The sequence below is a fragment of the Duganella kummerowiae genome (assembly GCF_053572355.1).
In genome coordinates this window covers 168130-190693 of record NZ_JBKFEH010000019.1, presented here as the reverse complement: position 1 = coordinate 190693, position 22564 = coordinate 168130, and the positions used below count along the sequence as shown (strand labels likewise).

Sequence of the window (22564 nt, the reverse complement as noted above, 5' to 3'; positions counted from 1 at the left end):
TGGCGGCCGGCCCGCAGTCCACGGGGGGCGCGCTGCCGGAAGCGGCGACCGCCAGCACGGCGCCGAGCGGCACCCTGCCGGAAGCGGTGCGGGCGCTGGCCGAGGCCGATTTCAGCGTGGTGGCGCGCCGCTTTGCCGATGCCGGCTACGCGGTGGCGCTGCCGGCCGACGGCATCCTCAGCGTGAAGGGCGGGCCGTCATCCTTGCCGGATCGCAGCAGCGTGCTGGTCTCGGTCGGGGTGCACGGCGACGAGACCGGCCCCATTGAAATGCTGGCCTGGCTGCTGGACGCCATCTCGCGCGAACCGGGCGCGCTGGCGGTGGACCTGATGGTCTGCGTCGGCAACGTGGCGGCCATCCGCGCCGGCCGGCGTTTCATCGATGCCGACCTGAACCGCATGTTCCGCGCCGAGCGCGGTGCGCTGGCAGGCACGGCGGAAGCGGCGCGCGCCGACGCCATGATTGCCGCCACGCGCGCTTTCTTCGACGGTGCCGGGCCGTCGCGCTGGCACCTGGACCTGCACACGGCGATACGGCCATCGGTGTATCCCACCTTCGCCATCGTTCCCGAGCTGATCGCACGGGAAGCGCGCGAACGTCTGATCGGCTGGCTGGGACATGCGGGCATAGGCGCCGTCATCATGAATCCGGCGTCGGTGGGCACCTACAGCTACCACTCGGCCGAACACCATGGCGCGGCCGGGACCACGGTGGAACTGGGCCGCATCGGGGTGCTGGGCCAGAACGACATCGCCCAGTTCGCGGCCGCCTCGCGCGCCCTGGATGAACTGCTGCGCGGCCGGCCGCAGCCGGCCGATGCGCCTCGCCCGCACATCTTTCACACGGCGCGCCAGATCATCAAGCTCAGCGACGACTTCCGCATGGTGTTCGGGCGCGACACCCACAACTTCACGGCCCTGCCGCAAGGCGCCGAAATCGCCCGCGACGGCGACACCGTCTACACCGTCGAGCACCCCGAGGAATTCGTGGTCTTCCCCAATCCCGACGTGCGCATCGGCCTGCGCGCCGGCATGATGGTGGTGCGCGTGGCCTGATCTGGCGCACATCCCGGTATCTTGTAGTTCATTTGAATTCGGCTAGAGTGAAAGTTCTTTCGAGAGGATTTCATCATGGCTGAAGCGCAGGTGTCGCCGCACGGCGAGGTTGTGATCCCGCCGGAAATCCTGCAGGCCCTCGGCCTGCAGGAAGGCGGCCGGGTCGAGTTTGTTTGGTATCCTGACGGTCGCCTCGGCATGGTCGCTCGCGGCCCGGTCTTACCGCATCTGAAAGGCATACTGCCGAAGCCGCAATGCGATTTGACCGTTGAGGAAATGTGCGACCTCGCTGCGATACGGGCTGCCAGGGACAACGCATGATAGGCCTGGACACGAATGTTCTTGCCAGGTTCCTACTTCAGGATGACGCGGTGCAGACCCGGCAAGCCAAGGCCATCATGGACAAGCTGAGCGACCGGCATCCAGGGTTCATTAGCCATATCGTCCTGGTCGAGTTGGCGTGGATGCTGAAGTACGTTTTTCAGCTGTCCAAGGATGATGTGCTCGACTTGTTCGGCAAGCTTGGTGGTTCCAGCGCACTTCGGCTGGAGAACCACGTGGTGGTCCTGAACGCCATGCAGCTGTGGTCGGGATCGACGGCGGAGTTCAGCGACTGCCTGATTGCCTGTGTCGCCAGGCAAGCGGGCTGTTCGGTTACGCTGACGTTTGACCGCAAGGCCGCAAAGGTCCCCGGAATGAAGCTTGCGGCACGCCGTTAGCGCGGCTGCGCTACACTGCCTGCTCCATCAACGCAGGAGGGAATATGGCGATTTCCATGTATCAGGCATCGGCGCCCGTGTTCGTACGGGCGCTGAAGATATTGGGGACCTTGCTGGAGAAGGGAGAACAGCACGCGGAACAGCACGGCATCGTGCCCGATGTGCTGCTGGGCGCGCGCCTGTTCGAGGACATGCTGCCGCTGACGGCCCAGGTGCAGCGCGCCAGCGATACGTCCAAGCTGGCCGTGCAGCGCCTGTCCGGCGTCGAGGCGCCCAGGTTCGAAGATAATGAGGCGACTTTCCAGCAGCTGCAGGAACGCATCGCCAGCACTATCGCCTACCTGGAAAGCGTGGCGCCGCAACAACTCGAGGACAGCGCCAGCCGCGTGGTGAAGCTGGCCGCCGGCGCCTTCGAGCAGCAATTCCAGGGCGACGCCTACCTGCTCAGCTTTGCCATCCCCAACTTCTTCTTTCACGTGGTGACGGCCTACGACATCCTGCGCCAGCAGGGCGTCCCGCTGGGCAAGCGCGATTACCTGGGCAGTTTCAGTTGAAGTTCAGGATACGGTGACGCGGTAGATGATGGCCGCCGCCACCGTCAGCAGCGCCAGCGATACGGCGGCGCCGGCCAGCACGGGATGGACGCGGCGGCTTACGGTAGGGATTTTCTTGATCGGCATATCAACCTCTCTACATTGTCATGTTGTAATGTGACAAGGCTACCGGCCTCCTACCCGCCAAGCTATACACCGCGCTGTATCAAAAGTAAGCAACTGTAACTTCGAGATCGTCCAAAGAGCTACAACGACGCCACGGTCGTTGCCAAAACGGGCGTGGCGAGGCGCGGCGACGAAGGCATTGCACCTGCACGGCAAGGAGCTGCAACGACGCCACGGTCGTTTTTTGAACGATCTCTAGAAATTCAGCAGTTCCGGACCAAACACTTCGCGGTGCAGGCGCTGCACCGGCACACCCGCTTCCAGCAAGCCATGCCACTGGGCCTGCATGAAGCCGACCGGTCCGCACAGGTAGACATCGGCCTGGTCGCGCTGCCACTCAGGCAGGCGGGCAGCATCCATGCGGCCATCCACATCCTCATAGAAAGTCGCGGTGCGCAGCTTGGGCATGACGGCCTGGGCCGCCGCCAGGTCTTCCTGGTGCGCATGGTGGTCGGCATTGCGCGCGGCGTGGGCAAACACCACCTCACGCTGCGGGTTGCTGCGGGCGATCTCGTTCAGCACCGAGACCATGGGCGTGATGCCGACCCCTGCCGACAGCAGCACGATGGGCTGCGAGGAGGCCGTGTCCGGCGTGAAGTCGCCAAACGGATGGCTGACCTGCAGCACCGCGCCCACCTTCACGTTATCGTGTATCCAGTTCGACACCTCGCCGGCCGGGTTGGCCGCGCCGGCCGGCTCGCGCTTGACCGAGATGCGCAGCTGCCTGCCGTTGGGCGCGTCGGACAGGCTGTATTGGCGCAGCTGGCGGCGGCCGTCGGCGAAATCCACGGCCACGCTCACATACTGGCCGGGCTTGAAGGCGGGGATGGCGGCGCCGTCGCCGGCTTCCAGGGTGATGGCCAGCACGTCGGCGCTCTGGCGCTTGACCTGCACTACTTTCATGGGGCGGGTATCGCCCGGCTTGACGCCAGCCTGCTCGTACATGGCTTGCTCGGCCTCGATCAGCAGCTTGGCCAGCGAACCGTAGGCCTCGGCCCAGGCGTCCAGCAGGGCCGGGGTGGCGGCCTCGCCCAGCACCTGCTGGATGGCGCCCAGCAAATGGCGGCCGACGATGGGATAGTGCTCGGCCGTGATGCCCACCGATACGTGCTTGTGCACGATGCGGCTCACCACCGGGCCCAGCGCGGCGGCGTTGTCGATGTTGGCCGCATAAGCGAACACGGCGGCCGCCAGCGATTGCTGCTGCACCCCGCTGGCCTGGTTGCCCATGTTGAACAAGCGGGTCAGCTCCGGATGTTCCGCGAACATGTTGGCATAGAACGTGCGTGTGATGGCAAGGCCATGCTCTTTCAGGACCGGGACGCTGGCGGCGATGTACGGGCGGGCTTGGACGGAGATCATTGCTGTTTTCCTTGTAATGGGGCGCCGGCGCGGCGCACGGTTGCGGGGTTCGCTGCCGCCATATGATTCAGCGGCGCAGCAATTGTACAATAAGATGCATTCAAAATGCATCTTTAATTTCGGCATAGGGACGAGCTGGCAAGCCCTATAATCGCTAGGTTTTTTTGACCCCACACACGAGCAGGCGCGCTACCCGCGCGCACGCCGCCACTGACAAGGACTACTGTGAACCAAACTCTGGTGCAGAAATTGACCCGTACCAAGCCGGTCGATGCCAAGGTCGAACACGCAGCATCGGGACATGGCCACGGCCTGGCCCGCTCCATCGGCCTGTTCCCGCTGACCATGATAGGCGTGGGCGCCACCATCGGCACCGGGATCTTCTTCACCATGGTCGAGGCCGTGCCCAAGGCGGGGCCGTCGGTGATTTTGTCCTTCCTCATGGCCGCCATCACGGCCGGGCTGACGGCGCTGTGCTATGCCGAGCTGTCGTTCCGCATCCCGGCCTCGGGGTCCTCGTATTCGTTTGCCTACGCCACCGTAGGCGAGTTCCTGGCCTTCATCATGGCGGCCTGTTTGCTGCTGGAGTATGGATTGGCGGCCAGTGCCACCGCCATTGGCTGGTCCGATTACCTGAACAGCTTCCTGGTCAACGCCTTCAGCCTGCACATACCGGATGCGCTGCGCTCGCCCAGCGTGGTGTCGGGCGCCAATGGCATCGAGTTCCATGCCGGCCACGTCAACCTGCCGCCCATGGTGCTGGTGGCGCTGTGCTGCTTCCTGCTGGTGCGCGGCGCCAAGGAGTCGGCCACCACCAACGCCATCATGGTGCTGGTCAAGCTGGCCATCCTGGTGTTCTTCGTGGTGATCGCCTTCAGCGGCTTCGACGCTAGGAACTTCCATCCCTTTTTCAGCCCGGACAATGGCAAGACCTTTGCCGGCCTGGGCGGCGTGACGGCGGCGGCCGGCACCGTGTTCTTCTCCTTCATCGGCCTGGACACGGTGGCCACGGCCGGCGAGGAGGTGCGCAATCCCAAGCGCAACGTGCCGGTGGGCATACTGGCCGCGCTGGTGATCGTGACCGTGTTCTACCTGCTGGTGGCGGTGGCGGCGCTGGGCGCCCAGCCGGCGTACATGTTTGCCGGGCAGGAAGCGGGCCTGGCCGTGATCCTGCAGAATGTGACGGGCCAGGCCTGGCCGGCCCTGGTGCTGGCGGCCGGCGCCGTGATCTCGGTGTTCAGCGTGACCCTGGTGACGATTTATGGCCAGACGCGCATCCTGTACGCCATCTCGCGCGACGGCCTGATCTCGAAAACATTCCAGAGCGTGAATCCGCGCACCCATGCGCCGGTCAGCAATACGCTGATCGTGTGCATCGTGGTCGGCATCGTGGCCGGCTTCGTGGACGCCACCTTCCTGTGGGACATGGTCAGCATGGGTACGCTGACGGCCTTCATCGTGGTGTCGCTGGCGGTGCCGGTGATGCGCGCCAAGGACCATGGCAAGCAGGTGGAGCAGGGCTTCCGCGTGCCCTTCGGTCCCTACGTGGTGCCAGGCCTGAGCATTGCGGCCTGCCTCTACCTGATGTTCGGCTTGTCCAAGACCACCTACACCGTGTTCGTGGTGTGGATGGCGGCGGCCATCGCCACCTATTTCCTGTATGGCGTGCGCAATTCAAAGCTGAACCAGGCTTGAGAGCGCGCCAACCAATAAAAAAGACCCGGTCCGCTGGCGCGGCCGGGTCTTTTTACCATTTTGACTGGTGAGGCTGGCGGCTTATTCCGCGTCGGCCTTGGTTTCGGTCGGCTTGCTGCCCAGGTACAGGCGCAGGACCAGGCCGGACAGGGCGATAGCGGCGGGCAGGTTTTCGATAATGGTCAGCATGATGTTACTCCAGTAGGTAAGCGGTTAGATAAGCGGTTCGATTAGTCGCGGTTGGCCAGGTATTGCAGTTCAGCGGCCATGCTGGGTGCGTGGCTGACGTAGTCGGCGGCCATGCGTTGCAGGAAGGAGCGGGTCGCGGCCTTTTCCTTGGCCGACACCTCGGCAGCCTGTTTCGGCTGCACTGCGAACACGGCGGCCAGCAGGTTGCGGGCAGCGCGGGCGACATTGCCGGCGTAGTTGTTGCTCGTGTAGTGGAAGCTGGTATTGGCTGCGTTCATGATGTTCACTCCTGTTTGTTCGTCTGTTGCAGTGCAGTATAGGCCTGTCCGAGTAATAAAAAAAATTTTCATTTGTGATGCTCGCCATAAAAAAGCGGCATAACTCATGCTTGCGCAGTTGCAATACTTTCATGTATTGTTGGTGTCTTTCAGGCAAGCATATTCATGGAGCGCATATGTCGCTGCGAGTGAAACTGATGTTGGCATTGCTGGCCACCGGGCTGGCAGCGGTAGCCCTGGTGGGCGGGCTGGCCTACATCAGCGTGGGCAAGAAGGTTGACATGCTGCGGCGCGAGCACGCCGTTGAGCATTTCCAGCGCATGCTGGGCGGTTATCTGGAACAGTACGGCAGCTGGGAGGCTGGCCACGCGGTCGAGACCTTTGATCGTTACCAGCAGCGCATGCGCCGGACCGGACAGGGGGCGGACGACGCGCCGCGCGCCGCTGCTTCCGGACCGGACGATGGCCCACCGCTGGGGGCCGGCCACGGCGAGCGGCAAGGGCCGCCGCGCGGGGCGCTGCGCGAACGTCCTCCGGGACCGCCCGGCGTCGATCCCGGGCCAGGTCCGGACGGCGCACCGCCGGGGCCTGAACGCGCCGGCGGGCCGCGCGACAATCCGCCCTACCGCTTCATCGCGGCCGACCATGCTTACCGGGTGCTGCTGGGCGGTGGCGCCTACCATCCCGGCGAGCTGCTGCCCGAGGAGGCGCGCCGCGACGCCCGCCCGGTGATGGCGCGCGGCCGCGTGGCGGCGTATATCTCGCCCGAAGGCGTGTTCACGCCCAGCCGCGAGGAGCAGCAATATCTGAACACGGTGCGCGAAGCCCTGCTGGCCGGGGGCGCGGCGGCTGCCGCGCTGGCCGTGCTGCTGGGCATCCTGCTCAGCAAGGGCTTGAGCCGCCAGCTCAGCCAGCTGACGGCCGCCGTGCGCGCCATCCAGGGCGGATCGCTGCTGCAGCGGGTGCCGGTGGAGGGCAAGGGCGAGATCGCCGTCCTGGCTGCGGCCTTCAACGACATGAGCGCCCAGCTGGCCCGCAGCCACGAGGAATTGAGGGAGTCGCACCACACCATCCTGGCCCAGTCCGAACAACTGCGCGAACTGAGCGTGCGCGACGCGCTGACCAAGCTGCACAACCGGCGCCACTTCGACGAGCATGCCAGCGGCCTGTTCGAACGCGCCGTGCGCGGCCAGCATCCCTTGAGCCTGGTGATCTGCGACATCGACCACTTCAAGAAGATCAACGACCGCTATTCGCACGCGGTGGGCGACGCCGTGCTGCGCCAGGTGGGCGAGATCCTGCGCGGCCAGTTGCGCGTCACCGACCTGGTGGCCCGTTACGGCGGCGAGGAATTCGTGATCGCGCTGCCGGACACCGACCTGCCACAGGCCGCCGCCCTGTGCGACAAGCTGCGTGCCGCCATCGCCGCCTTCCCGTGGTCCGAGCTGCAGCCCGGCCTGGAAGTCACCATGAGCATGGGCCTGCACGGCGACTTGAAAGCCGGCACGGCGGAAGCCATGCTGCGCAAGGCCGACGACCAGCTATACCGGGCCAAGGAAAGCGGCCGCAACCGGGTCTGCTACGCCTGATCAGGCGCGGGACTGCAGCCAGCGGCCGCCGAACATCACGCACACCAGCGCCGCCACGGTGAGGGCGATGCCGGACCACTGCCACAGCGTGACCTGTTCATCAAGGAGCAGCATGCCGGAGGCGATGCCGACCACCGGCACGCCCAGGCTGAAGGGGGCCACCCGGTTGGCCGGATAGCGCTTGAGCAGCGCGGTCCAGGTGCCGTAGCCGATGATGGTGGCCATCCAGCCCAGGTAGGCCAGCGCGGCCCAAGTGCTCCAGCCCATGCGGCCCCAGTTGGCGCTGGCGCCGGCGTCGTCGAACAGCAGCGACAGGGCGAAAAAAGGCAAAATCGGCACCAGGCTGCACCAGGCCAGGAAGGCCAGCGCGTCGAAGGCCGGCGCAGCCTGCTGGGCATAGCGCACCACGATATTCGAGGAAGCCCACATGGCGGCCGCGCACAGCACCAGCGCGAAGCCGGCCGCCGTGGTGCCGCCGGCGTGGCCGGGCGTGAGGTAGTTGGCGCCAAAGCACAGCAGTCCGGCCGCCGCCAGCAGCAGGCCGCCCACCAGTTGGCGGCTGATGCGCTCGCGCAGCAGGAAGGCGCTCATCAGCGCGGTAAAGAAGACCTGGGTCTGCAGCACGGTGGAGGCCAGCGAGGCCGACATGCCGACCTTGAGCGACAGGAACAGCAGGCCGAACTGGCCCACGCCCTGGCTCAGCCCGTACAGCAGCAGCCACTTCCACGGCAACGCCGGCTTGCGCACGAACAGCACCAGCGGCAGCACGGCAAACAGGTAGCGGCCCGCGCCCAGCTGGAACGGGGTCAGGGTGCGCAGGCCGACTTTCATGGCGACGAAGTTGGTGCCCCAGATCAGCACCACCAGCAGGGCGGCGAGCAGGTCGCGCGGGGCGAACGAGGAGGAAGGGGCGGAGGCGGGAGGCTGGTTCATGCCGCCCATGCTATCAGCTTTCGAGCGTCAAACCTTGATCCCGATATCGCGCATTACCGCTTCGCTGTGCACGATGATCTTGGCGGCGTCAGCGCGCAGCAGGCGGATGCGGCGCAGCACCACCGGCCAGCCGGACCACGGCACCTGCGGCGTTTCCGGTCCGGCCGGCAGCGGCGGCATGGCATGGCCTTCAAGGGCCTGGTTCAGGATCTGGAACACTTCGTCGTGGCTGCGCGCCAGCATGGCGTTGAGCGCTTCCACCGGCAGCTCCTGCACGTGGCGCCGCACGATGGCGCGCAGCGCCGCCACGTGAGCCACCAGCAGGTAGTTCTGCACGATGAACAGGTTGATGTCCTCCACCGCGCGCTGCACCCGGGCCGGCTCGTCCAGCATGCGCACCAGCGCCGAACTCAATCCCGCCAGGCTGTCCATCAGGCGCTTGCGTTCGATACGGTAGGCGAAATCGTCCTTGCCCTTGCCCTGCAGGAGGTCGAAGCTGGCTTCCATGTAGCGCAGGTTCTGCTCCAGCACCGCGCGCAGCAAACGCGGCACGCTTTGGTATTCCCAGCTGGCCAGCACGAAGCTAAAGGCGGTGGCGACGGCGGCGCCGATGAAGGTGTCGACCAGGCGCTCCATCACCAGGTCGCCATTGCCGGGCGCGATCAGGTGCATCTGCAAGAGGATCATGATGCTGACCGCGATGGCGGCGTAGCGGTAGCGCAGGTAGATGAAGGTGGGCGTGGCCACCGTGGCCAGCACCAGCACGGTGAGGATGACGGCCAGGCTGTCGGTGAAGTGCAGCAGCAGCGCCGTGATGGAACAGCCGATGATGGTGCCGACGATGCGGTCGCCGCGGCGCTGCTTGGTCATGCTGAAGCTGGGCTTGAGGATGATAACGATGGTCAGCACGATCCAGTAGCTGTGCGCCGCATACGGCAGCCAGCTGGCCACCAGCAGGCCGGCCGAGATGGCCAGCGCCACCCGCACCGAGAAGCGGAAGATGGGCGAATCCAGGCGCAGGTGCGACAGTATCATGCGCAGCTCGTACTTTTGCTGCGACAGGAAGGGGCCCATGTCGGCGTCGGCCCAGAACGGCGTGCTGTCGTAGGCCTTCTGGCTGGCCACGTGCAGTTCTCCTATCATGCGGATGATGGCGCGGATCTTGTTGCGCTGGGCACGCAGCACGGCCAGCGCTTCCTGCACCGGCTGGCCTTCGTCCACGCGCGCCTGCAGCGCCTTCAGTTCGGCCTCGATGGCGGCCAGCTCCGGGTCGTAGCTGAGCTCGGGGTAGGACACGCGCTTGCGGGTCAGGTCGTAGGCCACCGATTCGATGTCGCGCGCGGCCTTGTGCGCCAGGTCGCGCAGCGTGAGCAGCACCGGCGAGTCGGCCAGGTGGGCGCGCAGCTGGGCGTAGTCGGTGTGGGTGGACAGGATTTGCTCGTACAGGTCCAGCATGCAGACATGCACCTGCACCACGATGGCGTCCTTGGCGTTCAGGTGGCTGCGCAGTATCAGGTCGCGCGAGGCTTGCTGGCGGTCGGCCAGCAGGCTTTGGTGGCGTATCAGCTTGTTGAACTGTTCGCTGAGGTTGTAGCGCGTGTCGTAGAAATCGGCCTTGATGTCGATGTAGGCGGCCAGCTCGAACAGGGCCTCGGCCAGCACCTGCTGCTTGATGCGGTGGCGCAGCACCCAGGACACCGCCATGGCATACGCCAGGTAGGCCACGGCGCCCAGGGTGAACAGGCCGGTGTGGATGAAGGATTCGCGCGCCGTCATGTCGTGTTCCATCGACATGGTCATGATGAACAGGGTGGCCAGCTGCAGCGGCATGGACTTCTTCCCATACACGACCATCATGCAGGCCAGGAAGCTGATCGCCACCAGCATGGACATCAGCAGCCAGTGCAGCGGCGCGCACAGGCTGATCAGCAGGGTGACGGCGCTGCACAGCAGCACCGAGGCGCTCATCTCGTTGAACTTGTGGCGCAGTGGGCTGGGCATGTCCATCAGGGCGGTGCACAGCGCGCCTATGCAGACCGTCATGGCGGTGGCCATGCCGGCGAACTGCAGGGTGATCAGCGTGACGCCGACCAGGCCGGCAGCGAAGCGCAGGCCGAGATAAAAGTAATGGCTATAGAAAAACGTGCGCAGGTTGAGTGCGTAGTGCATGGCTGAGACCTTGTATGGCGCAGGGATGGCGCGCCGTTGAAGCATGCGGGCCGTGGGATCGCCACGGCGCGCAGGGGTTGCAGCAGGCTGCTGTATTACAGCTTGAGTGTTAAAGCGTCAGAAGATGGCCAGCACCGGATAGCGGCGCCATTCCGGCTCGGCGTGGCGCCGGCCATTGGTGAAAATGAAGTCCAGCACCGCTTCCTGGCTGGACAGCAGCGCTGGGTTGGCGGCCTTCCACGCTTCGAACCGGGCTTTCAGTTCCGGTTCGGTTTCCAGCATTTCCAGCGCCAGGTCTTCGAACACGTAGTCCGAATAGGCTTCCTTCTTTTCCAGCACGCTGTTGAAGAAGCCCCAGCGGAAGTAGCTGTCGTGGGCCTGCGGTTCCAGCGTTTCGACGGCGTAGCGGGCCTGGTCCTGGTCCAGCGGGATATACCAGTCGCCCGGCTGCAGCGTGAAGCTGGCGCTGCGTTCTTCCAGCACCACCTCGTCGTGGTACATATGGCCTTCGTAGGCGTTGGGGCGCGGGCGCGCGCTCACGATGTGGTAGTAGCGGGCCTGCACCGTCTCGGCCGCTTCGATGCGGCGCATCTGCACGCCGTTCCATTGCAGGCGCTCGGCGGCCTCGCGCCAGGCTTGCGGCAGCACATAGGCCTTGGGCGCGCGCACCACGGCGTCCGGCAGGAAGCGGTTGTAGTAGGCGATGTCCTTTTCCCAGGGCTGGCTGCGGTCATAGGACAGGCGGATGTAGTCGCCGATCTTGCTGGGCGTGCGTTTGGCCTCGTAACCCTTGAAGCGGAAGGTGGAGGGATTCGCCTCGTCCACCTTCCAGCTCACGGTCCATTCCTTGGTGCTGGCGGCCTGCTGGCGCGCTTCGGCGCGCAGCTGCCGGATGCGGGCGCCGTGTTCCACCGTGAAGGCCAGGGTCACTTCCACCAGCGCCTTCATGGACTCGTAGCGGTCGGCGAAAGGCTTGAGCATGTGGGTCTCGGGCATGAAGCCGATCACATGGTGCAGGGCGGCGTAGCCGGTGGAGAAGCGCGGCACTTCCAGGAATTCGGCGATGCCGTCGTCCGGCGTGTCCTTGACCGGGTTGACGTAGGGGCAGGTCGGCCAGCCGCGCGCATCCATGCCGGCGTAGATGGCGGGCAGCATGGTCTCGCGCAGGAAGGGGCCGAGGCCGTAGCCCAGCTTGTCCGCCTGGGTGTGTATCAGCGTCATGGTGTAGCTGTAGTCGGCGCCGTTGGAGGTGTGGGTATCGACCATCACGTCCGGGTCCCAGCTGGTGAGCAGCTGGTTGAACAGGCGCGCGTTCAGGGTGTCGCACTTGATGAAGTCGCGGTTCAGGTCCAGGTGGCGGCTGTTGCCGCGGAAGCCGAATTGTTCAGGGCCGTCCTGGTTCACGCGCGAGGTGTTGGCGCGGTTCAGGGCGCCGTCCACGTTGTACACCGGGACGAACAGGAACACGGTGCGGCTCAGCGCGGCCAGTTTGGCCGGATCGACGCAGAAGTCGCGCACCATGGCCATGCAGCTGTCTATGCCTTCCGGCTCGCCCGGGTGGATGCCGTTGTTGTTGAAGAACACCGGGCGGCCCTCGCGCTTGATGGTGGCGCGGTCGAACACGCCGTCGGCGCTGACCACGCCCGCGTGCACCGGGATGCCGGCGTCGGACAGGCCGATCTGCTCGAAGCGCAGCACCTGCGGGAACTGGCGCGCCAGCTCCTGGTAGTAGGCGATGCACTCGCTCCACAGGGTGGTCTGGTTCTTGTTGCCTTTTTCGTAAGGCGTCAGCAGGTCTGCGCGCATAGTGGTCTGGATCTCAGAGGGAAATAGTGGAGGTGGCGCGGCGCCGGATAGGCGCTGGCCGAAGGGCAGCATTGTAGCATCCGTGCCCGCTTTTTGAGCGCTCTGGACCGGCATTGTTTTTCCTCAAAGAAATGAAATGCGGGCCATGGTATTGGTGGCATATGGGCTGAACGGGAGGATGCCATGGGAGGACGGGATGGATGGCGGGGGCTGGTGGTGGTGCTGCTGGCGCTGGTGTGCCGGCTGGGCATGGCGCAGGCCGGGCCGCGTCATGCGCTGGAGTTGCCGGCGGCCGCGCATGGCGCTGGGCCGGGGACTGCGGCGGGGCAGCTGCGGCTGCCGGGCCAGGGTCTGGCGCTGATCGAATACCAGGGCTTGCGCATCCTGGCGCTGGCGGCCGATGCCGAGGCCTACGGCGCGGACGCGGTGCGCGAGTGGCCCGAGGCCGACGCCGTGCTGCTGACGCCGCCGGCGCCTGGCCGGTATGGCGGCCTGATGCCGCTGGCGGGCTGGGCGGGACTGGTGACGCTGCCGGTGATCGTTTCGGAAAGTGCGCTGCGCCAGGCCGGCGCCGTGCTGCCGTCAGGCGCGCGGGCCCGGCTCTATCCGCTGCAGCTGTGGGATGCGCTGCAGCTGCGCAAGGGCAAGGCCCGGTTGCGCGTGACGGCCATGGCGGGCGCACCCGGCAGCGTGGAGCCGGGCGGCTTCCTGCTCGATTTCGGGAGCGGGCGCGGCGCCTACCGCATCTATGTGGGCTGCGCGCCGCTGGAGGCCGGCGAGCAGGCGGCGCTGGCGGCCCGTTTGCCAGGCGCCGACCTGGCCCTGCTGCCCAATGGCGATACCCCACGCGTGCTGGCGCTGGCGCGCGGCGGCCCGGCGCGGCCGCTGCCTGCCGGGGCCGATGGCTACCGGCTGACGCCGCCGCGCCGCTGAATCCTAGCTGGCCTTGGCGTTGGTCTCCACCCACTGGGCGTAGGCGTTGATGAACTTGGTGAGGAAGCCATTGGTGTCCTCGTTGGCCAGCTTGCCGTCGGCGTCGAACAGCTTGGCGGCGTTGCCGACATAGGCTTCCGGCTGCTGCAGCATGGGCACGTCCAGGAACACCATGCTCTGGCGCAGGTGGTGGTTGGCGCCGAAGCCGCCCATGGCGCCCGGGGACACGCTGACGATGGCGCCCGGCTTGCCGGCCCATACGCTGGCGCCATAGGGGCGCGAACCGACATCGACCGCGTTCTTGAGGGCGGCCGTGGTGGAGCGGTTGTATTCGGGGGTGAAGAACAGCACGCCGTCGGCTTCCTTGACGCGCTCGCGGAACTGGGTCCAGGCCTGCGGCGCGGTGGCGCCGTTTTCTTCCAGGTCCTGGTTATAGATGGGCAGTTCGCCGATCTCGACGATTTCCAGCTGCAGCGATTCCGGCGCCAGGCCGATCACGGCCTGGGCCACCTTGCGGTTCAGCGAATCCTTGCGCAGGCTGCCGATGATGACGGCAATTTTCTTTGCGGGCATGACATCTCCTTGGACGAGGGTAGTTGGAACCTTACTCTACCCCATCCAAGAAGAATTCCCCGCTCCGATAAGAGTGTCCAACAGCAGTGTCCAACAGCTGTGTCATGTCCAACAGCGGTGTCAGGTCTGCCAAAAGTACATGAGCTCGCCTTCTTGGCGACCTCATGTACCAATGGCAGATCTGACACCGGGGTGGTGGACACTGGATCGGGCTTACTCGGCGCCCATTTCCTTCAGCAGGTTGTCGGCGTGGTCGACGTGCTTCATGTTCCACAGGATGTAGCGCAGGTCGACCTGGATGTCGCGCGTGTTGGCCTTGTTGAAGTCCCAGTCGGAAATGATGGAGTCCAGGGTGCCGTCAAACGCCAGGCCTATCCATTCGCCCTTGGCGTTCAGCGCGGCCGAGCCGGAGTTGCCGCCGGTGATGTCCAGCGTGGCCAGGTAGGCAACAGGCACCGTGCCCAGCTTGGGATCCACGTACTTGCCGAAGTCCTTGGCCTTGATGGCCGCCAGCTGCCTGGCCGGGGCGTTGAACTCGCCCTGGCCGGTAGCCTTGGCCAGCACGCCGTTGACGGTGGTGAAGGCGGTCCAGGTGGTGCCGTCGGCGCCGTGGTCGCGGCCGGCGATCTTGCCGAAGGTGACGCGCAGGGTGCTGTTGGCGTCCGGGTAGACGGCCTGGCCCTTGCTTTGCATGAAGGCGATCTTGGCCTTCATGTAGCTGGCGTAGGCTTGCTGCAGCTTGCCGGCCAGTTCCTCGTCCTCCGCCTCTTCCTTCAGGCCCGGTTCATACAGGGCCACGGCGGCCTTGATGAAGCTGTCGTTACTGGCTTTGAAGTCGGCCGGGCTGCGGCCTATCCATGCGCTGCGCTCGGCTGCGTCGCCCAGCTTGCTGCCGTCGTACAGCTTGTCCAGTGCTGCCTTCAGCTCGGCTGAGCCCATGTTGTCCGTGACGCCGATGGCGGCGTCGAAGGCGGCGTTGCGCTGCGCGGCCGGCTGCTTGGCGTACTGGGCCAGGGCGTGCGCCACCAGTGCCTGGTCCACCTTGCGGTCGTAGTTGCGCACCAGGGCGGCCACGCTGGACTTGATGCGCGGCTGGTCGCGTTCCTGGTAGCCGCTCTTGCGCTCGGCGTCCGGCTTGGCGTTCTCGTTGGCCAGGCGGTACAGGGTGCGGGCCGTGCTCAGCAGGCGCGGCTGGCCGTAGTTGAGGAAGAAGTCGCGCTTGACGTTGGCGTCGCGCTGGGCGATCAGCTGTTCCACTTCGGCGATGTCGGCCGCGTACTCGGCCTTGCGCGCCGGGTTGGCGTTGACCCAGGCTTTCAGCTCTTCATGTTCCTTGGTCTTGCGGGCCAGGAAGTCGCTGCCGGCGTAGGAGTCCAGCATGCCCTGGCGGTTCTTGTAGTAGTTGTTGATGCTGGCCACCTGGGAAGCGTATTTCAGCGCGGTGTCCTTGTTGTCCTTCGTTTCGGCCGCGATGATGGCCAGGTTCTCGCCCGAGATCTTCACATAGGCCGGGTAGTTCCAGTCGAAGGTGAAGGCCACTTCGGACGGCAGGCGGTGGCGGTTGGTGCGGCCGGGGTAGCCCAGCGCCATGATGAAGTCGCCTTCCTTGACGCCTTCCTTGGCCAGCTTGAGGTAGTGCTGCGGCACGTAGGGCACGTTGTCCTTGCTGTAGTCGGCGGCCTTGCCATCCTTGCTGACGTAGGCGCGGTAGAAGCCGTAGTCGCCCGTGTGGCGCGGCCACATCCAGTTGTCGGTGTCGCCGCCGAACTTGCCCACGCCTTCGGGCGGGGCGTGCACCAGGCGCACGTCGCGGATTTCCAGCTGCTTGATCAGGTAGTACTCCAGGCCGCCGTAGAAGGAGGACACGGTGCAACGGTGGCCGGCGTCCTTTTCGCACTCGGCCACCAGGGTTTTCTGGTTCTTCTCGATGGCGTCGCTGCGCTGCTTGCCGGCCAGCTTGGCCACGGCCGGCGTCACCACCTGCTTGCTGACGTTGGTGACGGCCTTGGTCACGTAGATGCGGCTGCCGGGGGCGGCGGGCAACTCTTCTCCCAGGTTATGCGCCAGGAAGCCGTCGGCCAGAAGGTTGCGCTGCGGGGTCGAGTTGTGCGCCACGCTGCCGTACACGCAGTGGTGGTTGGTGGCGACCAGGCCTTGCGGCGACACGAAGGAAGCCGAGCAGCCGCCCAGGCTGACGATGGCGCCCATGGGGAACTCGGTCAGCTTGGTCAGGGTGGCGGGATCGAGCTTCAGGCCGGCGGCTTTCAGTTGCTTGGCTACTTGTGGCAGCTGCTGGGGCATCCACATGCCTTCGTCGGCATGGGCGGCGGCGCTCAGGATGGCGAGCGCGAGGAGGGATTTTTTCATGTCTTTCCTGAGAGTGATGAAGAATGCGGGGGCAAGTATCCGCAGGCTTTACGTGCACGTCAACCAGAATTTAATGCCAAAGTCTGCAGCCTGGACGGTGGGCAAACTGATAAGACATTTGCTCTGCCTTAAATTCTGATTTTTCGTCCGTTCTACAGTGAAGGCTTTCTCACTCGGAGGGACGAAAAATGTCATATATTTATTCGAAGGTCGAGGAACTTGAAGACCAGCCTGTCGTCGGCTCGCATCAGTGCGTGGCGCTGGTGCAGAGGTATGCCGGCGCGCCGGTGACCACCGCGTGGCGCCAGGGTGGTGCGGTGCTGGGCAACGCTATACTGAAGAGGGGGACCGCCATTGCGACCTTTGTCGAAGGCCGTTATCCGAACCGCAGCCATGGCAATCATGCCGCCTTGTTCGTGCGGGCAGTTGGGAACGGCATCTGGATCATGGACCAATGGAAGAACAAAAATAAAACGCGCATATCCCTGCGCCTGATCACCTCGCGTGGCAAGGACAAGCAGGGGCGCTATATCCGGCCCAGCGAGAACGCCGATGCATATTCCGTCATCGAGTGAGGCTGGTCCATGGATAGGAAAATCATGTTGACGATGGGCTGGCTGCTGGCGATGGCCGGCCCTCACGCTAATGGTAAGCCTCAGTCCATCGAATGTCCCGCGGCTATCAAGGCAGATTCCATACTGGTGGCGGGCGCGCCTCAGCCCTGGCGGCCGTTTGTCGCTGCACCGCTATACTTGCATGCGGCCGCGCCCATTTACGGTCCCCCCGAGCAGCGCGGCGATATCGCGGATTTCATCACTCGCCCAGGCAAGGCGGAGTGGTCCTACACCTACCGTCTGGAGGGACAGTTCGAGGATGGCAAATGGATGCAGTGCGCTTACGGCGCCAATAACGAGATCACGCTGTCGCAGCCCATCCCCAATGACACCGAGGAATGCACCATCACCTACCGCAAGGGCAGCAAGGTCGCGCAGCACTTGATACGCATCCGCTGCAAATGATAGCGGCGCGGGCAGGCGCCCGCGCCGCCGGCATGCAGGTCAGTCGGCCTTGATGGCTTCCACCTGTATCGCCAGCTTCACTTCCGGCGAGAAGTTGGGCAGGCCGTAGTTGAGGCCATAGTCGCTGCGCTTGAATTCGGCCGTGGCGTTGGCGCCGCAGACTTCACGTTTCAGGCGCGGGTGCATGATGCACTTGAACTTGTCCACCTTCAGCGTGAGCGGCTTGGTCACGCCCAGCAGGGTCAGCTCGCCATCCACCGCCACCAGCTGCTCGCCCTCGAACTTGAACGACTTGCCCTTGTAGACGGCGGTCGGGAACTTGGCCACGTTGAACATGTCCTCGCCCTTGGCGTGCGAGTTCATCTTGTCCAGGCCGAAGTCGATCGAGGCCGCGTCGATGGTGATTTCCATCGAGCCGGTCTTGGCCGCGCGGTCCATCTGTATGGTGCCGCTGGTCTTGTCGAACTTGCCGCGCCAGACCGAGATGCCCATGTGGTCGGCCTCGAAGCTCGGATAGGTGTGGGTGGGGTCGATGTTGTAGCTGGCGGCCATCGCCGAGGTGGCGGACACGGCCATCAGGCCGGCAAGCAGGAACTGCAGTTTCATGCGCAAAGTCTCCTCTGTGGGTGTGTGAATTATAGTCCGGCGACCACGTGGAACTTGATGGTCACATCATCGGCCACCATGCTGGTGTCTTTCCATTCGCCTTCGCCGATATTGTAGGTCAGGCGCTTGATTGGCAGCACGCCGTCGAACACCTGCTTGCCGCCGTCGGCCTTGACCGTCACCGGGAAGCTCACGTCGCTGGCCTTGCCCTTGATGGTCAGCTTGCCGGTGACGTTGAGCTTGCCGGCGCCGGCGCTCTTGATGCCGGTCGAGACGAAGGTCGCCTTGGGGAACTGGGCCGTGTTGAACCATTCTTTCTTGCCCACCTCCTTGTTGTACTCGGCGTCGCCGATGTCCAGGCTGGCGGTATCGACTTCGATGCTGGCCTTGGCGGCGTCCGGCTTGGCGGCGTCGTAGTCGATGGCGGCCGTGAATTTCTTGAACTTGGCGTCCACCGGCACGTTCATCTGCTTGAAGGTGGCCGACACGGTGCTCTTGGCCGGATCGGTCTTCAGGGCGGCGGCGCTGGCGGCCAGAGACAGGCCCAGCAGGGAGACGAGGGCGATGCGTTGGATGGTCATGGCGAAAACTCCTGAGTTGGTATGGTTAGGGCAGCATGCGGCGCAGGGTGGCGTCGCGGTCGATGAAGTGGTGCTTGAGGGCGGCCAGCGCATGGGCCACCACCGAGGCTGCCATTGTCATGGTCAGAACATAATGAACGGTCTTTAAGACGGCCTTAAGCTCGGGGTCCGGGCCGATCAGGGTGGGCAGCGGCACCAGGCCGAGGTAGACCACGGGCACGCCGGCCGCGCTGCTGTACAGGTAGCCGGACACCGGCACCGCGAAGATCAGCGCATACAGCAGCCAGTGCATCAGCTCGGCCACCTTGTGCTGCCACGGCGGGATGCTGGCCAGGGCCGGCGGCGGCCGGTTGGCGCCGCGCCACAGCACGCGCAGCACGGCCACCAGCAGCACGGTCACGCCCAGCCATTTGTGCCAGGAGAAGTATTTGAGCTTGGTGGGGGTAAGGCCAGGGATGTCCACCATGGTCAGCCCGAGGAAGAAGGCTGCGATGATGAGCACGGCCGTCAGCCAGTGCAGCAACATGGCGGGATAGGTATAGCGTTGCATGGTCGATCTCCGGAAAATAGTACGCATTCGAACTAATATACCAAAGAAATACCGCACGTGCTGGCGGCCCCCGCTTTTGGGGGAACACCGGGTATAAAAAAAAGCCCCGCTGGAGCAGCGGGGCTTTGTTGGATCAGATGGCCTTGGCCAGCTGGGCGGCGATACCGGTGTAGTTGGCCGGGGTCATGGCCAGCAGCAGGTCCTTGGCCTCCTGCGGGATGGCCAGGCCGGTGATGAACTCGCGCAGCGCATCCTTGGAGATGCCCTTGCCGCGGGTCAGTTCCTTGAGCTGCTCGTAGGGGTTGGCGATGCCGTAGCGGCGCATGACGGTCTGCACCGGCTCGGCCAGCACTTCCCAGTTGGCGTCCAGGTCGGCTTCCAGGCGGGCCGGGTTCACTTCCAGCTTGTTCAGGCCGCGCAGGCAGCTGTCATAGGCCAGCAGGGCGTAGCCCAGTCCGACGCCGATGTTGCGCAGCACGGTGGAGTCGGTCAGGTCGCGCTGCATGCGCGACACCGGCAGCTTTTCGGACAGGTGCTTGAGCACGGCGTTGGCCAGGCCCAGGTTGCCTTCCGAATTCTCGAAGTCGATCGGGTTGACCTTGTGCGGCATGGTGGACGAGCCGATTTCGCCGGCCTTGAGCTTTTGCTTGAAGTAGCCCAGCGAGACATAGCTCCAGATGTCGCGGTTCAGGTCCAGCAGGATGGTGTTGGCGCGCGCCACGGCGTCGAACAGCTCGGCCATGTAGTCGTGCGGTTCGATCTGGATGGTGTAGGGATTGAACACCAGGCCCAGGCGCTGTTCGATCACGGCCTGGGAGAAGGCCGGCCAGTCGAACCCAGGGTAGGCCGACAGGTGGGCATTGTAGTTGCCCACGGCGCCGTTCATCTTGCCCAGGATTTCCACCGCCTCGATACGGGCGATGGCGCGTTTCAAACGCGCCACCACGTTGGCGAATTCCTTGCCCAGGGTGGTCGGGCTGGCGGTCTGGCCGTGGGTGCGCGACAGCATGGGCTGGTCGGCCTGGGCATGGGCGATCTCGGTCAGCTTGGCCAGCACGCCGTTCAGGGCCGGGACGATGACGCCGTCGCGGGCCGCCTTCAGCATCATGCCGTGCGAAGTGTTGTTGATGTCTTCCGAGGTGCAGGCGAAGTGGATGAATTCCGAGGCCGCCACCAGTTCCGGCACGTCCTTGACCTTTTCCTTGAGCCAGTATTCCACGGCCTTGACGTCGTGGTTGGTGACCGCCTCGATCTCCTTGATGCGGGCCGCGTCCTGCTCGGTGAAGCCGGAGGCCAGCTGGTCCAGCAGGGCGCTGGCGTCGGGCGAGAACGGTTTCAGCTCGGCGAAACCGGCTTGCGACAGCGCTTGCAGCCAGGCGATTTCCACCTTGACGCGGTGGTGCATGAAGCCCGCTTCGGACAGGATGGGACGCAGCTTGTCGGTCTTGCCGGCGTAGCGGCCGTCCAGGGGGGACAGGGCCGACAGCGTGGAGTAGGGGGTAGTAGTCATGGGACGGAATGCAGGTTAGGAATTCGTGCGGGAAGTCTTGCTACCCCGCATTTTACCATTGGCCGCGTCCCCGACCGCCGATGTTATACTGGATGATAATCCCTCATTATTGTCAGCTATGAAACTCATCGGTTCCCTTGCAAGTCCCTTTGTCCGCAAAGTACGCGTCGTGCTGGCGGAGAAAAAGCTCGATTACCAGTTCGAGCTGGAGAACGTATGGGCGGCCGACACCGCCATCCAGCAAGTCAATCCGCTGGGCAAGGTGCCCAGCCTGGTGATGGAAGACGGCAGCGTGATGATCGATTCGCGCGTGATCGCCGAATACCTCGATACGCTGACGCCGGTGTGCAAGCTGCTGCCCTCCACCGGCCGCGAACGGGCCGACATCAAGTGCTGGGAAGCGCTGGCCGACGGCGTGGTCGATGCCGCCGTGCTGGTGCGCCTGGAGCGCACCCTGCGTCCGGCCGAACAGCAAAGCCCGGAATGGATCGCGCGCCAGCTGGGCAAGGTGGACCTGGGCCTGGCCCAACTGTCGTCCCAGCTGGGCGAGTCCGCCTGGTGCGTGGGCAACCACTACAGCCTGGCCGACGTGGCGGTGGGCTGCGCGGTGGGCTGGCTGTCGTTCCGCTTCCCCGAGATCCCGTGGCGCGAGCGGCATCCCAACCTGGCGCGGCTGTACGACAAGCTGTCCGAACGTCCGTCGTTCAAAGACACCGCGCCCCGGTAAGCGGCGGCCATGGCCCAGCCGCCGGACGACAGCCGCAGCGCCCAGCAGCGGCGCCTGCAAATGGCCGACATCGCGCGGCTGGCCGGCGTGTCCACCTCCACCGTGTCGCGCGCCCTGGCCGGCAGCAAGCTGGTCAACGAGGAGACGCGCACCCGCATCCTGGAGCTGGCGCGCTCGCTCAAGTATTCCATCAATATCGGCGCGCAAAACCTGCGCATGAAGCAGAACCGCACCGTGGGCGTGGTGGTGCCCTACGACTCAGCCACGCGCCAGCATTTGTCCGATCCCTTCTTCCTGGCCATGCTGGGCAGCCTGGCCGATGCCCTCACCGAGCAGGGCTTCGACATGCTGGTCACGCGGGTGGACGCCGAGCAGCTGGACGCGGCCGGCGTACCCTATGACACCGGACGCGTGATCGGCGTGGTGCTGATCGGCCAGTGGCGCCACCACGACCAGCTCAACCAGCTGGCGGCGCGCCAGGTGCCCATCGTGGTGTGGGGCGCCCAGCTGCCGCAGCAGCTGTACTGCACTGTGGGCGGCGACAACCTGGGCGGCGGCCTGCTGGCCACCCGCCACTTGCTGCAGCAGGGACGGCGGCGCATCGCTTTTTTCGGCGACGTCAATCTGCCCGAGGTGGCGCAGCGCCACCAGGGCTACCTGGAGGCGCTGCGCGAGGCCGGCATCGTAGCCGATCCGCAACTGCAGGTGGCGGCCTCCTTCCTGCCGGAGGCGGGCGGACAGGCGGTGCAGGAACTGCGGCGCCGCGCCGTGGACTTCGACGCCGTGTTTGCCGCCAGCGACCTGCTGGCCATGACCGCGATTAACACCCTGCGCCAGCAGGGCATGCGGGTGCCGGACGACGTGGCCGTGGTTGGCTACGACGATATCGAACTGGCCTCCTACTTCCATCCTCCCCTCACCACCGTGCGCCAGCCCATACGGGAAGCCGGCCGCGCCCTGGTGGCCAGCCTGCTGGAACTGGTCGAAGGCCGTCCTTCGCCGTCGCAGCAACTGCCCACGGAACTGGCCGTGCGCGGCTCCAGTCAATTGCAACCGATTGCAAAAAACTGACACTTTTTGTGTTGCACAGCAGCACAGAATGCCGAAATTCCTCCATTAATTCGTGATTAAAGGGGCTAAAATTTAAGCCATGGCATGCTGCGGCACGGCATTGCAATCGATTG

Annotated in this window: 23 protein-coding genes; 11 read left to right on the top strand and 12 right to left on the bottom strand. The window is 65.0% G+C overall.

Annotation, left to right across the window (positions count from 1 at the left end):
- Positions 1 to 74: 74 nt before the first annotated feature.
- From ACLB1G_RS24175 to ACLB1G_RS24160, 4 genes are all read left to right on the top strand, one after another.
- Positions 75 to 1055, top strand: coding sequence for a succinylglutamate desuccinylase (locus ACLB1G_RS24175; protein ID WP_491629851.1), 981 nt, complete (start codon positions 75 to 77; stop codon positions 1053 to 1055).
- A gap of 75 nt (positions 1056 to 1130) precedes the next feature.
- Positions 1131 to 1376, top strand: coding sequence for an AbrB/MazE/SpoVT family DNA-binding domain-containing protein (locus tag ACLB1G_RS24170; RefSeq protein ID WP_491629806.1), 246 nt, complete (start codon positions 1131 to 1133; stop codon positions 1374 to 1376).
- Entirely contained in the window at positions 1373 to 1774 is a 402-nt protein-coding gene (locus ACLB1G_RS24165; RefSeq protein ID WP_491629805.1) for a type II toxin-antitoxin system VapC family toxin, read from the top strand. Before ACLB1G_RS24170 ends, ACLB1G_RS24165 begins: the two co-directional genes overlap by 4 nt.
- Before the next feature lie 44 nt (positions 1775 to 1818).
- Positions 1819 to 2328: a DUF1993 domain-containing protein gene (locus ACLB1G_RS24160; RefSeq protein WP_491629804.1), complete on the top strand. Its 510-nt coding sequence runs from the start codon at positions 1819 to 1821 to the stop codon at positions 2326 to 2328.
- Positions 2329 to 2331: 3 nt separating this feature from the next.
- Here ACLB1G_RS24160 and ACLB1G_RS24155 read toward each other — a convergent pair whose 3' ends face one another.
- Entirely contained in the window at positions 2332 to 2454 is a 123-nt protein-coding gene (locus ACLB1G_RS24155; RefSeq protein WP_491629803.1) for a hypothetical protein, read from the bottom strand.
- A 234-nt stretch (positions 2455 to 2688) separates the two neighbouring features.
- Entirely contained in the window at positions 2689 to 3855 is a 1167-nt protein-coding gene (gene hmpA / locus ACLB1G_RS24150; RefSeq protein WP_491629802.1) for an NO-inducible flavohemoprotein, read from the bottom strand.
- Between the two features lie 225 nt (positions 3856 to 4080).
- Here hmpA and ACLB1G_RS24145 point away from each other — a divergent pair, with 225 nt between their 5' ends.
- On the top strand, positions 4081 to 5550 hold the full coding sequence (locus ACLB1G_RS24145; protein ID WP_491629801.1) for an APC family permease: 1470 nt from the start codon (positions 4081 to 4083) through the stop codon (positions 5548 to 5550).
- A 230-nt stretch (positions 5551 to 5780) separates the two neighbouring features.
- Here the strand turns inward: ACLB1G_RS24145 and ACLB1G_RS24140 are convergent, their stop codons facing one another.
- Complete coding sequence (locus ACLB1G_RS24140) at positions 5781 to 6017, bottom strand: hypothetical protein (protein WP_491629800.1); 237 nt, start codon at positions 6015 to 6017, stop codon at positions 5781 to 5783.
- A 176-nt stretch (positions 6018 to 6193) separates the two neighbouring features.
- Between ACLB1G_RS24140 and ACLB1G_RS24135 the strand changes: the two genes are divergently transcribed.
- Positions 6194 to 7606 (top strand): sensor domain-containing diguanylate cyclase, encoded by a 1413-nt coding sequence (locus ACLB1G_RS24135; protein WP_491629799.1) that lies wholly within the window; start codon positions 6194 to 6196, stop codon positions 7604 to 7606.
- On the opposite strand, the gene ACLB1G_RS24130 is transcribed toward ACLB1G_RS24135, so the two are convergent.
- The 3 genes from ACLB1G_RS24130 to ACLB1G_RS24120 all read right to left on the bottom strand — a co-directional run bounded on the left by ACLB1G_RS24130 (position 7607) and on the right by ACLB1G_RS24120 (position 12514).
- The gene (locus ACLB1G_RS24130) at positions 7607 to 8539 is read right to left on the bottom strand and encodes an EamA family transporter (protein ID WP_491629798.1); all 933 of its coding nucleotides are present in this window, start codon (positions 8537 to 8539) and stop codon (positions 7607 to 7609) included.
- A 27-nt stretch (positions 8540 to 8566) separates the two neighbouring features.
- Positions 8567 to 10708, bottom strand: a complete 2142-nt coding sequence (locus ACLB1G_RS24125) for an FUSC family protein (protein ID WP_491629797.1) — start codon at positions 10706 to 10708, stop codon at positions 8567 to 8569.
- A gap of 117 nt (positions 10709 to 10825) precedes the next feature.
- Positions 10826 to 12514 (bottom strand): M14 family zinc carboxypeptidase, encoded by a 1689-nt coding sequence (locus ACLB1G_RS24120; RefSeq protein ID WP_491629796.1) that lies wholly within the window; start codon positions 12512 to 12514, stop codon positions 10826 to 10828.
- Positions 12515 to 12697: 183 nt separating this feature from the next.
- Between ACLB1G_RS24120 and ACLB1G_RS24115 the strand changes: the two genes are divergently transcribed.
- Positions 12698 to 13447, top strand: coding sequence for an MBL fold metallo-hydrolase (locus tag ACLB1G_RS24115; RefSeq protein ID WP_491629795.1), 750 nt, complete (start codon positions 12698 to 12700; stop codon positions 13445 to 13447).
- 3 nt (positions 13448 to 13450) lie between these two features.
- Here ACLB1G_RS24115 and ACLB1G_RS24110 read toward each other — a convergent pair whose 3' ends face one another.
- Positions 13451 to 14020: an NADPH-dependent FMN reductase gene (locus tag ACLB1G_RS24110; RefSeq protein WP_491629794.1), complete on the bottom strand. Its 570-nt coding sequence runs from the start codon at positions 14018 to 14020 to the stop codon at positions 13451 to 13453.
- A 213-nt stretch (positions 14021 to 14233) separates the two neighbouring features.
- A complete protein-coding gene (locus ACLB1G_RS24105) occupies positions 14234 to 16387 on the bottom strand; it encodes a S46 family peptidase (protein WP_491629793.1) in 2154 nt (717 codons plus the stop codon).
- A gap of 188 nt (positions 16388 to 16575) precedes the next feature.
- On the opposite strand from ACLB1G_RS24105, the gene ACLB1G_RS24100 reads away from it, so the two are divergent.
- Positions 16576 to 16962 carry a BPSL0067 family protein gene (locus ACLB1G_RS24100; RefSeq protein ID WP_491629792.1) on the top strand — a complete coding sequence of 129 codons (387 nt, stop codon included), beginning with the start codon at positions 16576 to 16578 and terminating at the stop codon, positions 16960 to 16962.
- A gap of 24 nt (positions 16963 to 16986) precedes the next feature.
- Positions 16987 to 17406 carry an STY0301 family protein gene (locus tag ACLB1G_RS24095; protein WP_491629791.1) on the top strand — a complete coding sequence of 140 codons (420 nt, stop codon included), beginning with the start codon at positions 16987 to 16989 and terminating at the stop codon, positions 17404 to 17406.
- 39 nt (positions 17407 to 17445) lie between these two features.
- Here the strand turns inward: ACLB1G_RS24095 and ACLB1G_RS24090 are convergent, their stop codons facing one another.
- From ACLB1G_RS24090 to purB, 4 genes are all read right to left on the bottom strand, one after another.
- Positions 17446 to 18012, bottom strand: a complete 567-nt coding sequence (locus tag ACLB1G_RS24090; RefSeq protein WP_491629790.1) for a YceI family protein — start codon at positions 18010 to 18012, stop codon at positions 17446 to 17448.
- Between the two features lie 29 nt (positions 18013 to 18041).
- Positions 18042 to 18593, bottom strand: coding sequence for a YceI family protein (locus tag ACLB1G_RS24085; RefSeq protein ID WP_491629789.1), 552 nt, complete (start codon positions 18591 to 18593; stop codon positions 18042 to 18044).
- A 25-nt stretch (positions 18594 to 18618) separates the two neighbouring features.
- On the bottom strand, positions 18619 to 19143 hold the full coding sequence (locus ACLB1G_RS24080; RefSeq protein WP_491629788.1) for a cytochrome b: 525 nt from the start codon (positions 19141 to 19143) through the stop codon (positions 18619 to 18621).
- Positions 19144 to 19276: 133 nt separating this feature from the next.
- A complete protein-coding gene (gene purB / locus ACLB1G_RS24075) occupies positions 19277 to 20653 on the bottom strand; it encodes an adenylosuccinate lyase (RefSeq protein ID WP_491629787.1) in 1377 nt (458 codons plus the stop codon).
- A 118-nt stretch (positions 20654 to 20771) separates the two neighbouring features.
- On the opposite strand from purB, the gene ACLB1G_RS24070 reads away from it, so the two are divergent.
- Both ACLB1G_RS24070 and ACLB1G_RS24065 read left to right on the top strand, forming a co-directional pair.
- Positions 20772 to 21380 carry a glutathione S-transferase family protein gene (locus ACLB1G_RS24070; protein ID WP_491629786.1) on the top strand — a complete coding sequence of 203 codons (609 nt, stop codon included), beginning with the start codon at positions 20772 to 20774 and terminating at the stop codon, positions 21378 to 21380.
- 9 nt (positions 21381 to 21389) lie between these two features.
- On the top strand, positions 21390 to 22451 hold the full coding sequence (locus ACLB1G_RS24065) for a LacI family DNA-binding transcriptional regulator (RefSeq protein WP_491629785.1): 1062 nt from the start codon (positions 21390 to 21392) through the stop codon (positions 22449 to 22451).
- The last annotated feature ends 113 nt before the right edge of the window (positions 22452 to 22564 follow it).

What these genes read in the sequence shown, in the direction of transcription:
- ACLB1G_RS24170 (WP_491629806.1), top strand. Translation starts at nt 1,131, where the DNA reads ATGGCTGAAGCGCAGGTGTCGCCGCACGGCGAGGTTGTGATCCCGCCG.
- ACLB1G_RS24165 (WP_491629805.1), top strand. Translation starts at nt 1,373, where the DNA reads ATGATAGGCCTGGACACGAATGTTCTTGCCAGGTTCCTACTTCAGGAT.
- ACLB1G_RS24160 (WP_491629804.1), top strand. Translation starts at nt 1,819, where the DNA reads ATGGCGATTTCCATGTATCAGGCATCGGCGCCCGTGTTCGTACGGGCG.
- ACLB1G_RS24155 (WP_491629803.1), bottom strand. Translation starts at nt 2,454, where the DNA reads ATGCCGATCAAGAAAATCCCTACCGTAAGCCGCCGCGTCCATCCCGTG.
- hmpA (WP_491629802.1), bottom strand. Translation starts at nt 3,855, where the DNA reads ATGATCTCCGTCCAAGCCCGCCCGTACATCGCCGCCAGCGTCCCGGTC.
- ACLB1G_RS24140 (WP_491629800.1), bottom strand. Translation starts at nt 6,017, where the DNA reads ATGAACGCAGCCAATACCAGCTTCCACTACACGAGCAACAACTACGCC.
- ACLB1G_RS24135 (WP_491629799.1), top strand. Translation starts at nt 6,194, where the DNA reads ATGTCGCTGCGAGTGAAACTGATGTTGGCATTGCTGGCCACCGGGCTG.
- ACLB1G_RS24130 (WP_491629798.1), bottom strand. Translation starts at nt 8,539, where the DNA reads ATGAACCAGCCTCCCGCCTCCGCCCCTTCCTCCTCGTTCGCCCCGCGC.
- ACLB1G_RS24125 (WP_491629797.1), bottom strand. Translation starts at nt 10,708, where the DNA reads ATGCACTACGCACTCAACCTGCGCACGTTTTTCTATAGCCATTACTTT.
- ACLB1G_RS24120 (WP_491629796.1), bottom strand. Translation starts at nt 12,514, where the DNA reads ATGCGCGCAGACCTGCTGACGCCTTACGAAAAAGGCAACAAGAACCAG.
- ACLB1G_RS24115 (WP_491629795.1), top strand. Translation starts at nt 12,698, where the DNA reads ATGGGAGGACGGGATGGATGGCGGGGGCTGGTGGTGGTGCTGCTGGCG.
- ACLB1G_RS24110 (WP_491629794.1), bottom strand. Translation starts at nt 14,020, where the DNA reads ATGCCCGCAAAGAAAATTGCCGTCATCATCGGCAGCCTGCGCAAGGAT.
- ACLB1G_RS24105 (WP_491629793.1), bottom strand. Translation starts at nt 16,387, where the DNA reads ATGAAAAAATCCCTCCTCGCGCTCGCCATCCTGAGCGCCGCCGCCCAT.
- ACLB1G_RS24100 (WP_491629792.1), top strand. Translation starts at nt 16,576, where the DNA reads ATGTCATATATTTATTCGAAGGTCGAGGAACTTGAAGACCAGCCTGTC.
- ACLB1G_RS24095 (WP_491629791.1), top strand. Translation starts at nt 16,987, where the DNA reads ATGTTGACGATGGGCTGGCTGCTGGCGATGGCCGGCCCTCACGCTAAT.
- ACLB1G_RS24090 (WP_491629790.1), bottom strand. Translation starts at nt 18,012, where the DNA reads ATGAAACTGCAGTTCCTGCTTGCCGGCCTGATGGCCGTGTCCGCCACC.
- ACLB1G_RS24085 (WP_491629789.1), bottom strand. Translation starts at nt 18,593, where the DNA reads ATGACCATCCAACGCATCGCCCTCGTCTCCCTGCTGGGCCTGTCTCTG.
- ACLB1G_RS24080 (WP_491629788.1), bottom strand. Translation starts at nt 19,143, where the DNA reads ATGCAACGCTATACCTATCCCGCCATGTTGCTGCACTGGCTGACGGCC.
- purB (WP_491629787.1), bottom strand. Translation starts at nt 20,653, where the DNA reads ATGACTACTACCCCCTACTCCACGCTGTCGGCCCTGTCCCCCCTGGAC.
- ACLB1G_RS24070 (WP_491629786.1), top strand. Translation starts at nt 20,772, where the DNA reads ATGAAACTCATCGGTTCCCTTGCAAGTCCCTTTGTCCGCAAAGTACGC.
- ACLB1G_RS24065 (WP_491629785.1), top strand. Translation starts at nt 21,390, where the DNA reads ATGGCCCAGCCGCCGGACGACAGCCGCAGCGCCCAGCAGCGGCGCCTG.